Annotated in this window: 12 protein-coding genes and 1 pseudogene; 4 read left to right on the top strand and 9 right to left on the bottom strand. The window is 59.0% G+C overall.

Annotated features, from left to right (window positions below; all coding sequences use genetic code 11):
• Nucleotides 1-36: 36 nt before the first annotated feature.
• Nucleotides 37-348: pseudogene (locus AC0L39_RS03020) on the bottom strand (hypothetical protein); the annotation flags it as partial.
• A 217-nt stretch (nt 349-565) separates the two neighbouring features.
• Nucleotides 566-1,390 (bottom strand): hypothetical protein, encoded by an 825-nt coding sequence (locus tag AC0L39_RS03015; RefSeq protein WP_473260637.1) that lies wholly within the window; start codon nt 1,388-1,390, stop codon nt 566-568.
• An 82-nt stretch (nt 1,391-1,472) separates the two neighbouring features.
• Here AC0L39_RS03015 and AC0L39_RS03010 point away from each other — a divergent pair, with 82 nt between their 5' ends.
• From AC0L39_RS03010 to AC0L39_RS03000, 3 genes are all read left to right on the top strand, one after another.
• Nucleotides 1,473-1,970, top strand: coding sequence for a Fe2+-dependent dioxygenase (locus AC0L39_RS03010; RefSeq protein ID WP_473260635.1), 498 nt, complete (start codon nt 1,473-1,475; stop codon nt 1,968-1,970).
• A gap of 70 nt (nt 1,971-2,040) precedes the next feature.
• Nucleotides 2,041-2,151 (top strand): hypothetical protein, encoded by a 111-nt coding sequence (locus tag AC0L39_RS03005; RefSeq protein WP_473262474.1) that lies wholly within the window; start codon nt 2,041-2,043, stop codon nt 2,149-2,151.
• 536 nt (nt 2,152-2,687) lie between these two features.
• A complete protein-coding gene (locus AC0L39_RS03000; protein ID WP_473260633.1) occupies nt 2,688-5,045 on the top strand; it encodes a TonB-dependent receptor in 2,358 nt (785 codons plus the stop codon).
• Between the two features lie 95 nt (nt 5,046-5,140).
• Here the strand turns inward: AC0L39_RS03000 and AC0L39_RS02995 are convergent, their stop codons facing one another.
• The 6 genes from AC0L39_RS02995 to AC0L39_RS02970 form a co-directional block, all read right to left on the bottom strand.
• The gene (locus AC0L39_RS02995; protein WP_473260632.1) at nt 5,141-6,454 is read right to left on the bottom strand and encodes an alkaline phosphatase PhoX; all 1,314 of its coding nucleotides are present in this window, start codon (nt 6,452-6,454) and stop codon (nt 5,141-5,143) included.
• Nucleotides 6,451-7,020 (bottom strand): phytase, encoded by a 570-nt coding sequence (locus AC0L39_RS02990; protein WP_473260630.1) that lies wholly within the window; start codon nt 7,018-7,020, stop codon nt 6,451-6,453. Before AC0L39_RS02990 ends, AC0L39_RS02995 begins: the two co-directional genes overlap by 4 nt.
• Nucleotides 6,932-7,423: a phytase gene (locus AC0L39_RS02985; RefSeq protein WP_473260628.1), complete on the bottom strand. Its 492-nt coding sequence runs from the start codon at nt 7,421-7,423 to the stop codon at nt 6,932-6,934. The genes AC0L39_RS02990 and AC0L39_RS02985 overlap by 89 nt, the downstream gene beginning before the upstream one ends.
• Before the next feature lie 62 nt (nt 7,424-7,485).
• Nucleotides 7,486-10,296, bottom strand: coding sequence for a TonB-dependent receptor (locus tag AC0L39_RS02980; RefSeq protein ID WP_473260627.1), 2,811 nt, complete (start codon nt 10,294-10,296; stop codon nt 7,486-7,488).
• A 377-nt stretch (nt 10,297-10,673) separates the two neighbouring features.
• Nucleotides 10,674-11,069 (bottom strand): response regulator, encoded by a 396-nt coding sequence (locus AC0L39_RS02975; protein WP_473260583.1) that lies wholly within the window; start codon nt 11,067-11,069, stop codon nt 10,674-10,676.
• Between the two features lie 312 nt (nt 11,070-11,381).
• Entirely contained in the window at nt 11,382-13,004 is a 1,623-nt protein-coding gene (locus AC0L39_RS02970; protein WP_473260625.1) for a tetratricopeptide repeat protein, read from the bottom strand.
• Between the two features lie 477 nt (nt 13,005-13,481).
• Between AC0L39_RS02970 and AC0L39_RS02965 the strand changes: the two genes are divergently transcribed.
• Nucleotides 13,482-14,117, top strand: a complete 636-nt coding sequence (locus AC0L39_RS02965) for a PilZ domain-containing protein (RefSeq protein ID WP_473260623.1) — start codon at nt 13,482-13,484, stop codon at nt 14,115-14,117.
• A gap of 206 nt (nt 14,118-14,323) precedes the next feature.
• Here AC0L39_RS02965 and AC0L39_RS02960 read toward each other — a convergent pair whose 3' ends face one another.
• Complete coding sequence (locus AC0L39_RS02960; RefSeq protein ID WP_473260622.1) at nt 14,324-14,584, bottom strand: hypothetical protein; 261 nt, start codon at nt 14,582-14,584, stop codon at nt 14,324-14,326.
• Between the last annotated feature and the right edge of the window lie 171 nt (nt 14,585-14,755).

The following is a 14,755-nucleotide window of genomic DNA, read 5'->3' as shown; positions in this document are numbered from 1 at the left end:
GCCATTGATCTGGAACGCTACCTGCCTGCTACGGACCTGAATGCCGCAGCCTGCGCGTTCCGGCCCCGTGGTGCTGAGGCCTGGCACAGCAAATTCAAGTGCCGAGACGATGTTGCGGTTCTGCGCGAGCTGATCCTGAATTTCCGCTTCGTCGATCACCGAAACCGAAAGGGGCAGGTTCTCGATCTCAGTCCCCGACCGGGTTGCTGTGACGATGATGGGTGCTGACCCTGAACTATCTTGCTCGTCGGTAGGGTCAGCATCGGGGCCGTTTTGAGCGTGGGCGGGAAGAGCGGATGCGACAAGAATTGCGGCAAAGGCGCTTCCGAGCCAGAATTGGGGTTTCATTGATCTCTCTTGCGATGCGTGCCTTACAACTCGCTATTGAAAATCATTCGCATTTGCAAGAGACTTTTGTTTTGAGAGCTTGGTTCGTCCATACGTGTCAAGAGATTGGCGATCATCAGAAAGCCAATCCATTTTCGGAAATGTCACCGTACCGCCGTTTACTGACCGATTGAATGGCGCCGCACCTGCGAAGAGACCCGCGCTGCCGCGCGTCACGTCACCTGATGGGCATCGCCAAGAGCACGCCGGAGCCAGCGGAGGTCAGCGCGCTTTGATCGGCATCGAGGCTCCCTGGCATGTCCGCACTTGGATACGCCTGCGCAAGGAGCGCCAACGCCTTGGTGAGGCGTGCATGCAGGTCGGCATCGGCTTTCTTGATTGCGCTTTCTGACCTGGCAAACGCTGTTTGCCCTGCCTTGTAGAAGCCATAGCCATCGAGATAGGGCGGATAGATCCCATCACTGGCTGCAAGCCGATACATCGAGATCGCACGATCGATTTGGTCGGCGGCCACGCCGGCAGCCACCATCGCTTCGCTCGTCCCATCATCTGGTGCTTTACCGGCTGCTGCTCGCAATGCCCCTACAATGGCGTCAAAGCGTTCGTTGATCTGCGCTTCTGACTCGCCGTTGATCACGGCGGCGGAAGCATCGAGGAAGAGTGGCTGGAAATTGTCGACGCCAAGTTCGGCGAAGACCGGGTCCATATCCGCCAGCACCTCCGACACTGGGTGGCCGAACATCTCGGCTGCTTCATCGGTTCTTCCGATAGCGAATGCGTCTCGTGCAGCGATCGCATGGGCTTCAGCGACAGCAATAGCGGAGCGGTATTCCACTGGATCGGTACCGGCGGAAGCGAAGTCAACACCGCCTTCGCCGCTCTCGCCGCCTTCTCCGCCCTCACCTTCACCCATCTCGCCTGCTCGGGATTGCGGTGAGGCATCTGCTCCCGTGTTGGACTCTTCAACGCATCCAGCGAGACCGACGCCGGCAAGCGCTGTGGCCAGACCAAGCCCGGCCCATGTCTTCAGCTCTACTTTCATTGCAATCTTTCCCGAAATCGTCAGATTTCAAATCGTAGCGCCTTCTGCGCTTATTGCAAACCATTCGCAAATTGAGAAGTGAATGATCCTGACGATCTCCTTACTGGACGATGCTGAGAAGCTCAGTGCATTGCGCAAGAAGATCGGCGCGCTGGCCTGGCGGGATGGCCGCTCGACAGCTGGCAAGACTGCGAGCGCCGTCAAACGCAATGAGCAAGCTATTTTGACGGACGCGGCGGGAAAGGCGCTGCGTGACGAGTTGCGGCTTTTCATCGAGAACAATCCGGTGCTGGCAGCAGCGGCTCGGCCCCGTCGGTTTTCGCGGTTGATGATCAGCAGAACTCGCGATGGCGGACATTACGGCGCGCATGTGGACAATGCGATCATGGGCTCAGGCAAATCGCGGCTGCGCACCGACATCTCCTTCACACTCTTCCTAGCAGCACCTGACGAGTATGAAGGGGGTGAGCTAACCATCCATACTGCCGGCGTAACCTCGCACATCAAAGCGAAGGCGGGCCAGCTTGTTCTCTATCCGGCTTCGAGCATTCACGAAGTTCGTACCGGTCACCAGTGGTGAGCGGATCGTGTGCGTCGGATGGATCGAAAGCCTCATTGCCGACCCCACCCAGCGCGAATTGCTCTTCGATATGGAGAACCTTCGGGCGTCGCTCAGGCAGAGGCTCGACAAAGGATCGCCCGAGCTCTTAATGCTGGACAAGTCGATCGCAAATCTGTTGCGCATGTGGGGGACGCCCTAAGCTGAATTCGAGCTGGAGTTTCGTGTCGGCTGTGCCGCTGAACTAGCCAAAAGCAGACGGTCCGCTTCCGCCCATATCGCCAAGACGCCCTGAGTTTTTTGGGCTAATTCCCGTGCTGAAAGATGCTGGTACCTAGCCTCGCTCAAGCGCTTAGGATCGGCAATCTGCGACAAGAAATGGCGCTACCAAAGCCTTCACCTGCAAGTGCCGCCCTGCACACTCCAAGACGTACGACGTGTTCCGTTCGCCTTTGAACAATATGCTACAGAGAGTGCTCCCAAGGTCGTCCCAAATCTTTCATTTTCCGGTCTCATGTCATTCAGTGGCGGATTTCGGCCGGATTCGAAGTTCGCCGCTCCTCGGGTTGCACGAGAGCAGCAATGGCAGACGGCTTCTTCTAAGATATCAATTGAAGTCCATGGCTCAGGGACTCTTGACTGTAACAATTGCAGCCAGTCTGACGCACTCGCGTCGTCATTGCGTCACAGGGGAGAATTACCACGCAGCTACCCTCCCTCAATCGAAAGCTGCCCACCATGACACATCGTTTCCATCGCGCCGCCCTCCTGGCATCGATTGCCTGTTTAGGGACCCCGCTGTCGGCCCAAGATGCGGAGAGGTCTGATGATGCCGATTCCGGAAACACCATCATCGTCACAGCACAAAAGGTAGAACAGCGCGCTCAGGACGTGCCAATCACAATATCCGCAGTTACCGGGGACCGGATCGAAGACCTCGGCGTCAGCGACCTCGACGAGCTGTCCAACTATGTTCCAGGCCTCAACATTCAAGAACAGAGCGCCAACAATCCCGGCGTCGTGATCCGCGGCATCACTTCGGATTCGGGCTCATCGCAACAGGGGCCGCGCGTTACGCTTTACTACAACGGTGTCGACATCTCGCGGTCGCGGGGTTCGTATCAGGCGATCTACGATCTCGAGCGGGTCGAGGTGATCAAGGGACCGCAAGCGACCCTGTTCGGCACTGCCTCGGCGGTCGGGGCAATCAGCCTCGTCTCGGCGCGTCCGCGAGAGGGCTTTTCCGGAGAGCTCACCGGCGGCTACGGCAATTTCGATCAGACCCTGCTCGGCGGCCACCTCAATGCCGGATCGGACGTTCTGGCCGGGCGCATCGCCTTCGAATGGCGCACGCGCGATGGCTATGTCGACAACCTCAATCCGGCGCAGGAAGAAGAGCTTTACGCGCAGGATCAACTCGGTGTGCGAGCCTCGCTGCGCTACACCCCGACGACTGACCTGACGGTCGACCTGATCGGCACATACGACCAGCAGCGCAACGGCGGCACGCCATTCATTTCCGGAACCTTCCCGGCTTTCTCCGGAGCGCCGGGCGGCGCCGACAACGCTTTCGAGGGCGCCAATCTCGGCGGCAACCCCGCTGGAGCGGCGGCGCTCGGCGACGATCAGTTGGGCCTCAATCGCGAAGTCTACGATCTCAACCTCACCGCCGAATACCAATTCGCCGACGACTGGACCTTCACCACCGTCAACGGCTACCGCGAGTTCGACAGCGCTGAGGTCTTCGATGCCGATGGCACAGCTGCGCCTTTCCTCGAATTCACCGAAATCGCCGATGGCTGGCAGATCAGCCACGAAGGTCGCTTCACCTATAGCGGAAGCACGGTGCGGGCGAGCATGGGGTGGAACGTGTTCATCGAGGATGGCCGACAGAACGTGCCATTCGCCACCGAGGAAGGTACCTATCTGCAATGCCTGACCTCGATCTTCGGTGCGCCTCTGATCCCAGGCATCCCGTGCGTGGCGCCCGATGGCAGCGTTCCTGCAAGTGCAGTCACCAGCCTTGCCACGATGGGCGCCGCAAACGCGATCCCCTACAGTTCGGTGTTCGAGAACCAGGGCCGCAACGAGGCCTACTCGGTATTCGGGGACGTCACCTGGTTTGCCACCGAAAGCTTCGAACTCACTGCCGGTGTCCGGCTGCTCGATGAATATCGCGAGTCCGGGTTCTTCGCCGAGATACCCAATGCCGTCCTGAGCGGTGCACCGCTGATCCCGGGACAGATCGACACCAACGGCCGGACTTTCCGCGCCGACGACAGTTTCCAGGCGATCCTGCCGCGCTTCAACGCACTCTACCGGGTGAGCGACGATGTGAATGTGTTCGCGACGATTTCGAAGGGTCGGCGCTCCCCTGTAGTGCAGTTGAACGCGGCGCGCGATGACGTGGGCAATGTCGTGCCCAATCTCCAAGTCGTTCCCGAGGAAACGGTTTGGAACTATGAGGGCGGCATCAAGCTCGCAAGCGGACCGGTCTCCGGTTCGCTCGGGGTCTACTACCAGGTCTATGATGGCTTCCAAGTAACCGTCCAGGAGCTCGATGCGAACGGCAATCCCACCGGCAGCACCCGCACCGAAAGCGCGGGCAGTGCGAGCAACCTAGGCGTCGAAGCGGAGATCGCGGTCGATGTCGCCGACTGGCTGCAGGTGTTCGGCAATGTCGGCTATATCGACGGCGGTATCGATGAAGACAACACGTTCGCTCCGCAGTTTTCGGGGGCGCGGTTCCGGCTCCAGCCCGAATGGCAGGCGGCAGGCGGTTTTACGGTCGATTACGAGTTTGCAGGCGGCGTGCGCTTCTTTGCGACCCCCAGCATCACGCATCGCAGCACGATCTTCTTCGAAGTTCCGAACAGCGATCTGATCTCGCAGGGTCCCGTTACGTTGGTCAATGCGCGGGCCGGGATCAGCTTCGCCGACAATCGCTACGAAATTGCAGGCTTCATACGCAACGCTTTCGACGAGGAATATTTGCTCGATGCGGGGAATACGGGGGGCGCCTTCGGTATCCCGACCTTCATTCCGGCGGAACCGCAATTCTACGGCGTCCAGTTGAGCGCCCGTTTCGGGGCTTGATCGGGCCACGCCTCCACAAGGGGCAAGAGAAATGCCGCCGGAGATGAATTCCGGCGGCGTTCTTCCTTCGGCTTGGTTTTGCCCTGTGTGGAGAACTAGCCCACCCAAGGCCCCGTGATCGCCAGCGTTGCCGTTGGACTGTAGGCGTTGACGAACAGCACCCGGCCACCGGGTGACCAGCACGCCCCGGCCAGCTCGGTTTCCTGCCTCAGCCACGCCAGTGGATAGGCTTCGCCGATCGGGGTGATACCGCGCAGATGATTGGTCGACACGTCGCCGCTCTGGTCTTCGCAGACAATCAAGTGTCCGTTGGGGGATACCGTGAGATTGTCGCCGTAGTGGAACTGCGAAGCATCGGTGCTTTCGAAGAACAATTGCAGCTGTGCCGGGTCGCCCGCAGGAAGAGCCAAGCGAAAGATCTGGCCAAGTCTCGCCGCACCGCCGGACGTACCGCAGAAATACAGCTCGCCATTGCCCATGTGGATGCCTTCGCCGCGAGCGAACAGCGTAGCGCCAAGCGCCGCGCCCCGCTCGCGCAGATCGTCGTTCGGGCTATCGGCATTGTCGAGATCGACCCAACTCACTTGCGACCATTGCGACGGTACGCAAAGACACGCCGCTCCAGTTGCGACTGTCGGAGACGCCCGCGGCGACAAGCGCCTGAAGCCCACCCCTTTCGCAAGCTCGCCCGGTTGATCGGGCAGGTAGCGGTAGAGCAGGCTGTCGTCGCGGTCTTCTGTCAGGTAGACAATGCCGCTCGCCGGATCGACGCAGGCGGCTTCGTGGTTGAACCGCCCCATGCCTCTGATCGGTGCGGGATTTACGAGTTCGCTTGCATCGGCAGGCACTTCGAACACCCAGCCATGATCGCGCGCAACGCCGTCTCCGGCGTTGGTCACATCCTCCTCGCAAGTCAGCCAAGTGCCCCAAGGCGTTACCCCGCCAGCACAGTTGCGGATCGTGCCCGCGAGCGAGCGGAACTCCCGCTCGACTTCAAGGCTGCCTGCATCGAGCACGATGTTGGTCGTGCCACCGGGCAGGACCGCGCCTTCAGCGTCGCGGTCGAACCCTGTCTCGAGCACGCCTCCGGCATCGTGATGCACCTTAAGCTCGTGATTGCGCACCAGCGCGATCTTTCCGCCGCCGAGATCGAAGCAGCCCATGCCATCGGCACGATCGGGCACGCGGCCCCCATCGCTCATCGTGTCGCCGAGGCGCGAGATGACGTAGTAGGAAAAGCCGCTCGGCAGATCGAGCAAGCCCGCCGGATCGCGTAGCAACGGACCGTAGGGACTGGCTGAGAGCGAGCCGGTCGGATCGCCCGAATAGCGCAGGCACCCGCTAGCGAGCAGCGCAGCAAAAGCGCTCCCGGTCGCGGTAAGGAATTGTCGCCTGTCATGCCGGATCATGGCTGAAGCCCAAGCGCGTTCTGAATGGCTTCCCACGAGACAAGTTTGAAATTCTGTGCGCCAGGCTCGTTAATCCCGTCCTGCGCGACGAAAACGCCCCGCGGATAATCCGCGCCGAACCCGCCGAGCCCCAGCGCGATCCCGTCGGTTTCCTCGGTCGATCCGACAATGCCGCCGCCGATGCGAAAACGCCCGACCGAGGTCATGCCGGGAAGGGCATAGACGGCATAGGCGTTGTCGCCCTGGCTCGACGCGACGAGGTATCCGCCGTCGGACCCTTTCAGCGCAAGGGCCAGCCCTTCGACATCGGCAACAAGCATGCGATTATCGACCCGCGCGACCAGTTCGCCTTCGCGCGCGCTTGTGTCGAACCGCCAGATCCCCGCCGACTCCTCACCGACATAAAGCTGCCGGGTACGGGGATCGTAAACACAGCCTTCGGGCTGCGACGGGACGTTGGCGAAAGTGTAGGTCTCGCTAGTCCACCCGATCTCGCCCTTGCTGATGATATTGAGCGCGATCCGGCTCGTCCTTAATAGGGCTGTAGAGCGAAACCGAGCCATCATCGGCCTGTTCCCCGATGCAAAAGCCATACGCCTCACCGGGACCAGCATCGACGCGGACAAGCTCGGTGAGTGTGCCGCTCGAAGTGTCGAGCGATCCGAGCAGGACCTTTGCTTTGACAGGATCGCTGCGATCGCTCGCACCGACAAGGATCGAACCATCCGCGAGCTCGATCAGGTCGACATTGTTAAGCAACCCGCCCTTGAGAAAACTGCGGACTTTCCCATCGAGCCCGTAGACATACAGTCCGGCCTTCTTGTCGGTGGCGACGATCAGGCTCGCTGCGGGATTGGCCGCATTGCGCCAGATCGCCGGATCATCGGCCGCGTCCTCATTGGCTGTCCCGACCGGTTCGGTCTGCGCGCTAGCCGCCACCTCAACCGCCGGGTCGCCGCTGATTAACACGGAGGCGCACGCAGCAGCAATCCCAAGCGAAGCGAGTGCAAAAAGTTGGAATTCCCGCATGCTCAGAACGTGTACCGTGCGCCGAACTTCATCGTCCAGTTGTATTCCTCGTACTGCAAGAGGTTCTCCCGTCCGCCAAGGCGGTTGAACGCAAAATACTTCGCGTCGTTGATGTTCACCCACTCGTAATAGAGTTGGAGCTTATCGGTTGCGCGGAACTTAGCGCTGAGGTCGAGCTGGAGATGGTCGTCGACATAGCGGTCGAGCTCCGCTTCGTCCGAAAGCTCGTCGAGGTAACCGTCGCGATAGGTGCCGGACAGGCGGATATCGAACGGCCCCTTGTCATAGCCGACCGAAAAGTTCGCCGTATGCTCCGAGGTAGCCGGGAGCGGAATGTCACGCGGACCGTCGCTTTCGACCGTTGTTATCGTGCCGCTTGCGTCGGTGTAGGTGTAGTTGGCCTGCACCACGAAGCCATCGAGCGCGCCGCCAAAGGCCTGAGCAAATCCAAGCTCGATCCCGAAGATATCGCCCTCATCGCCGTTGGTGAAGATGGTGGCCTCGTCAAAGACCACACCGTTGAAGGTCCCGCCATTGTCGAAGTTCTGCTCGACGATGAAATCCTCGACGCTCTTGTAGAACACCGACGCGAAGATCGCGCCGTTGCTGCTCATGTAATATTCGGCCGCGGCGTCGATGTTCCACGCCTCGGTCGGAAGCAAAGCCGGGTTGCCGAATTCGCCCTCGCGCTCGCCATCATCGGCTTCTTCGACGGTGATCCGTGGGGCCTGCTGGAACGGCCCAGGGCGCACGAGGCTGCGATAGCCTGCAAGACGCAGGATCAGATCATCCTGCGCTTCATAGCGGATGTTGATGCTCGGGAGCCAGTGATCGTAATCGCGATCGATGTTGACCGGCGTGACGATCACGGTGTCGTCGTTGGCGATCGCGCCGCCCGGAAGCGTGCCGTCTTCTTCGACCAACAGCACATCATTGCCCGAAAGCGTGTTCGAGGTGTCTTCATAGCGGACACCGGCGATCACGGTCAGGTCGCTCGTTTCCCAGCGACCGAGCAGATAGCCGGCAAGGATGTCTTCCTCTACCACGAAATCCTCTACGCTCGAATCGAATTGGCTGTCGATTTCCTGAAGTTCGAAATCGCCGAAATTGGCGAAGAAGAAATCGGTGGACTCGGTTAGGCCCGGAAGCGGTGCCAGATCGGTGATGCGGTAGGTCGGGCCGATGCCAAGCGCATCAGCCATCGTGAAACTGTCGTTCTCGTAAAACTGGATTTCTCCGTTGAAGCTCTTCTCGCGCCACCGACCTTTGATGCCCGCCTGCACCGTCAAGGTACCGGCGTCGCTGAAGAAGCGCCGACCAATATCGAATTGCGCTGCATACTCCTCGTCTTCGCTATCCGAGAGCGCGGTCAGTTCAATATCGTTGAGCTCATAGGCAGCCGGGTTGAAGAAATCGCCGGTCGGATCGGCGACGACCGAATAGATCGGCACGCGCGGATCGGAGAAATCGAATCCGACCTGAAGCCCTTCGGCTTCGAATTCGCGTTCGAACACGGTCGGATCGACGCTGCCTTCTTCAAATTCTGTCGCCTTGGCATAGCTGGCCGAATAGTCCGCGAACCACTCGCCCCAGTCGGTTTCTCCGCCGAACACGACCGAACGGATCTGCTGACGTTCGAAGCGATCCTTCACGTCGCGTTCGACCGTGATAGCCTCGTCGTCGTCATAAAGAGGCGTGTCGCTTGTGCCGGAGACGCCCGCATCGCCAAGATCGAATGTCAGGCGGCGGCGGAATTCCTGGTCGTCGAACTGGCTCCAGATACCTTTGACGTAGAGCTCGGTGCTGTCGCCGACGCGGAAATCGAAGCCGAGGGTAGCGCTGATCCGTTCGCGTTCGACATCGTAGTCGCGGTACTGAATTTCCTCGGCGTAGATCAGGCCATCCTCTTCCCAGTCGTCGGCTTCGATATTGTCGGTTTCGAACCGGCGGTTGTAGAACGAGATGCCGCCCGACACGCCGAATCTCTCATTGAGGCGAACAGCGAAATCGGCGCTAAGATCGGGGGTGAATTCTTCGGAAAGGTCGTTGTAGCTGCCACCGAGGGAGGCGACGAAAAGGTCCTTGCGCCGATCGAAGGCACTGGTGGTCTCGATTTCGATCGAGGCACCGATCGTATCGGCATCCATGTCCGGCGTAAGCGATTTCTTCACTTCGATGGACTCGATGATATCGGAAGAGATCACGTCGAGCGCCACCGCGCGGATATCGCTTTCAGGCGAAGGCAGCCGCACACCGTTGACCGAGGTTGCGTTGAGCGTCGGATCAAGACCGCGAACCGAAACGAAGCGTCCCTCGCCCTGGTCGTTCAGGACGTTGACTCCCGGCAGGCGGCGGAGCGATTCCGCGACGTTCTGGTCCGGGAACTGGCCTATCGCATCGCGGGTCAGCACATCACTCACACCATCGTTTGCGCGCTTGCGCGAAAGCGATGAGGCCTGATTGGCGATCTGGCCGATCACGAGAATGTTGCCGCTTCCTTCACGCATGAGGTCGAAGGTGACAGTCGAGGTTCCTGTTTCACCAACGGTGACCGTCTGGGTCTGGGTTGCCGCGCCGATATAGCGCACCTCGAGAGTGTAGGTACCAGCCGGGATGCTGTCGAAACTGAAGCCGCCGTCACGCTCCGTCGTAGCTGTGCGATCCAGCTCGACGAGGCGCACCTCGGCGGCGCGTACAGCCACCGTGTCCTCTGCATCGGTTACCGTGCCCCGGATATCGCCGGCAATAGCCGCGACAGGAGCAGAGACGGCGGCGATCGCCGCGCCGGCGAAGAGAATCGACTTCAGTTTCATTGGTGACTTGCCCTCCAGGAGTTGAGGGCGCGATACGGTCCGCAATGGTCACAATCGCGTCAGCTTGAAGAACGGTCAGTGACATTTGGCTCTGAACCGTAACGGTCCTGTCGCACTTGCGATGGATGCGCACAGCATCCGAGTGCGGAGGCACGGAACCGATTTGGCCCGATATCTTCTGCTTGGCCTTGTAACCGAAGAAGAAAGCAAATGAGTTGTTCACGCTATGGCCCGGCAGGCATCGACCGCGCGCCTTGGAATGGGAGTGTCGCCGTAGGATTGAGAAAGGAGCGACCGCTTTCCGTAATCGCCATCCACAAGAGACAGTCTGGAAACGGCTCACGCACGGCCCTTGCGGCGGACGATAAGCCCTCTTGCTATTGGCGCTCGAGCAGGGCCTGAACCGATCGACTAACGAAGCATTGGGGGGCAGGCTTGCTGATCGAGGTGACTTGGTAGCGCTTCGCAAGCCTCTTCATCTCCGGCCCGTCACTGCTATGGAATACGAACGGTACCCCGTGATCTGAAAGTGTCTTGGCAATCGGCTCGCTTGTTTGATCATTGCCAAGGTCAATGTCGAGAATTGCCGCGGCAAACTGGCTTGCATCCGGACGTAGCTGGTCAAAGGCGTCTTCGCAGCAGGCGACATGCTTCGAGGATAAACCGTGATCCAGCAAATCATCTGCGATGGCCAGTGCGATAAGCGCATCATCCTCAACGATGAGGACACATTGGCCGCTATCGGGCTCGGAGGCAGAGCAGCTGCAAGCCATCTGATTAACAAATGATAGGCCGCCTGAAATGTTCCGGCCCAGTTTAAATCACGAGATCAATGTCAACAATTGGGCAACAAAGAGGACGTTCCGCCTAGAAACTCGCAGCGCTTCCGGCTAGCTCTTTGCTGCAATCCTGCGATCCGCAGCATAGCAGCCGCATCAATCAGCTTCTGCACGGCAAGCGCAAGCCTTTCTCTAGCTCAGACCTCTAATCCGTGCACTTGGTGCAGAAGTTGGCCAGCCTGAGATGATCGTCGTGCCAATTGCCAGCGAGCGAGCGCTCGCAATCGCTGGTGCACCGAGTACCTGCTAGCGCAGAAGCGCCGCCATGATGGTGTCGGTTGTTTGCTCGCTCCAGACAAACAGGTAGATGGTGTCGTAGATCTGTTCGCGGTTGGCCTCTGCTACGCTACGATCCTCGAGCGAGCGTCGGAGCAAATCGGAAGTCTGCTCGACGGGACCTTGCGGTTCGCTGAGAACCAGCCGTCCTGCAATCGAACGGGCCGCTTCGCGATCATCGGCTGCAAGCAACCCAATTACGAGATAAAGTTGCAACAGCGGATCGGGATTGGGGTTGAATTGAGCGACCGTTCGCAACCGATCGGAAAGGCTTTCCCAACCCTCGCCCATGATGCCGCATGAAACCGCGTTGGCTTCAGCGGCCACGACAAGAGCGGGATAGGAGCCGCCCCTTTCCAGCGCGCGCTCCACATATGCGCGTGCATCCTCGCAATGACCTAGAGACAACTCGACCTTGGCAGCGACGAAATTGGCAAATGCATTGTAGCGATCGGCTTCGAGTGCGGTTCTTAGATCACGCCAGCCACGTCCGTTCTTCTCGATGGGTTCGCCTGCGACGATTTGCGCCTGATAAGTCGAAAAAGCCCGCCGCGCATACCAGAACGCGCGATAATCACTGTTTGGGTATCGTTCGATGCAGCGATTGACCAATTCGGATGTTTCGTTTCCGCTCGAGCGTTGGTTTTCGATCCCGAGAAAGCACGCGTAATCTGAGGCAGCAAGGTCGCCTTGGCGAGGGAGTTCGGCTTGCGCGATCGCACCGGTCGGTGAAGTGATGTAAACCAGCGAAGCTTCGAGTTCGTCAGCGAAACCGCCCAATGGGTCACCTGCCACAGGAATCGTGTTTGAATAGAGTGCATCGCCATCGGCGCCTGCCAAGGTGAGAAATAACGCAGCCTTGCCGTCTTTGGGACCGAAGGACAGATTGATGAAGTATCTTACGCTTCCGGGATCATTACCGGGCACGAGCGGCTTTGAGACGAATGAATTGCGCAGCTGTATCTGCGTCACCTGTCTGGCGGTGTCGACAAATTCCCGAGGGACCGTATCGCCGAGGAAGGAATCGCTTACATCGACCGCGAAACCGGTATAAGGCTTGACCGAGCCCTGAGACGCAGGCGCATTGTCCCCATTCCAAAGCCAGAAACCGAGCAACGCAATGCCTGCTAGGCTCGCCATTGCAAACGCCGCTAGCGCGGTCCGCGCGAACCAATCAACGCTCGTCGGATGGTCCGGATCATCGCGGTGCTTTTGCAGCGGCCGCGCGCTTCCATCACTTGGTTCGCCCGGGACGAGCGAAAGCCTGTAGGATCCGGCTCCAATCTCGATGCGGAGGCCGCAGCCCGGTAGATTCCGCGCGTAGTAGTTTTCGAGATTGCGCCGCAGCCGCGATATCTGCACCCGCGGATAGCTGTCGTTTTCGACATCGTAGTCCGGATCTCGTCCCAGCCCGTCGACGGCGATCTCATATTGCGTTGGTGGCCCTTCGCCCGAGATTTCCCGCCCTACGAGATATTCCAGCAGCTGGCTCTGGACCGGCGCGCGCTGAAACACGAGGTCGCTCAGCACGCGGTCGGCTTCCAGTCTGAGCTGGTGCTCGAACTTGAACCTCGGACCCTGATCCTGCGACACCTGCAAATCCTTAAAATTTGATTCACGAATAGGAAATTCGATTAATCTATGAGTAAGAAGTGATCAGCGCTTTCGTATCCGTATTGAACCGGAAGTGACCGGAATTCTGGGATTGTTACAGCGTTACATGCGGCGATGTAACTTAAGGTTTTGTGCAGTGTGTGGATTGCGCAACGTGTCAGACACCGTGGGGAACTGAACACTGGCCCCTTGCCGTCGTAATATGCTTGCAAGTCGAACGAACTGTCTATCGCGTTGACACCTGCAAGGTCTCTTGGCCCCGCATGAGTTAGCAAAGCTTCGAAGAGTTTCGAACGTGATGCGGTGACGGTGCAGACGACTGCGACGATCCCTTCGGGCGTTGGGTCCAGTTGGTCCTCCCAGCGACTCGAGGGATCGTCACAAGCAATCAGGCCGGGAGCGAGGAAATTGTCCAAGCTGTTGGTAGGTCGGTCGGTAACAATAGGGTAAGTTCGTATGTCGATTTTAGTCAGTGCAAAGATGCAGAACACGCAGCACGATCCGCTCGTGGCAGCCGATCGCCGCCGCGACCCGCGCCACCGGGCGACCTATCGCCCCTGCTGTGTGATTTCCGCCACAACGGTCACGATGGGCCTCATTCGTAACTTTTCAAAGGGCGGAGCGCGGATCGAGGTAGATACTGAGCTTCGTGTGGGCGACCGGATCAGCTATTTCTGGGAAGCCAATTCATGCATCACGGCCAAGGTGGTCTGGCGCGATGGCAAGTCTTACGGACTAGAGCATACCGATCAAGTCCGCGCCGAGAACCGGACTTTTCCTGTGCGCTCGGTTCGCGTGCCTTGCGAAAGCGAGGCGCGCTGCTGGATTGAGGGCGAGACCCATACCGCGCTCGTCGAAAACATCTCGCTCGGCGGCATGCGGTTGAAAGGCTTGCCTCCATTCCAACCGGGTAGCCTCCTTTCGATCAGATTTTGTGACCTCGAACTCAATTCCGTGTCGGTACGCTGGAGCAAGAATGGACGTGCCGGCCTGCGCTTTTCCCAGCGGCTCACCCGCGAGATGTTGGCGCAGCTCCTGCTCGACGAGCGCTTTGGACTTGCGAGCATCGACTTCGCCTCGGAGCACTCGTGATGAAACAGCAGTACTCAGAGCGGAAGAGCCTTTGGACATTCGCGGAAATTGCTGGTTTTGCGCGCTTTTTCTTCATGAAGCCCGAAGTGCGGTTGAAGACCCTATGGCGGGGTTAGCTCACCGATAAATATGGACGACAAAGATGTCGGAGCGGATCACCGGCTTTCTGGAACGAGGCACAATTCAATGTGGCGTATAAGCCTGGGTCAAGTGATCGCGCGAGCTTGCGCTGCTCCGACAATAGCCCTGTAGATCGCCATCTCAACGTGCCCCTGCGATAAGAATTCGAGGATATCCAGTTTTGCTTTTGTGAACTCTGGTCCGGAAAGCTGCGCATCATCGTAGGCTGACTGGATGACTCCCAAACAGTTCTTCATCGAAATGCCGAGATCCGGCCAATCCACGGGGTTTTCTGGTGCTGTTTTGTCGAAACTCAAGCGTTCAAGCTTCGGGCCATGATATTGCATTGAGATCATCCCTGTCGACGCCTCAGAATTGAGAGCGCGTTAACTATTTCGGTGCACCACATCAGTGCGGATTAAGTCGTGCTAGGTGCCCCTTCGTTCGGTGAGAACAAATGCATCGTGCAACTTTGTCGCCGACAATACGACTTCATAAATTCTGAAGGGTGACCTCTA

Source organism: Erythrobacter sp. K21-9, assembly GCF_055808355.1.
Note: the sequence above shows the minus strand (reverse complement) of the source record. Positions and strands in the feature narration are given on the sequence as shown.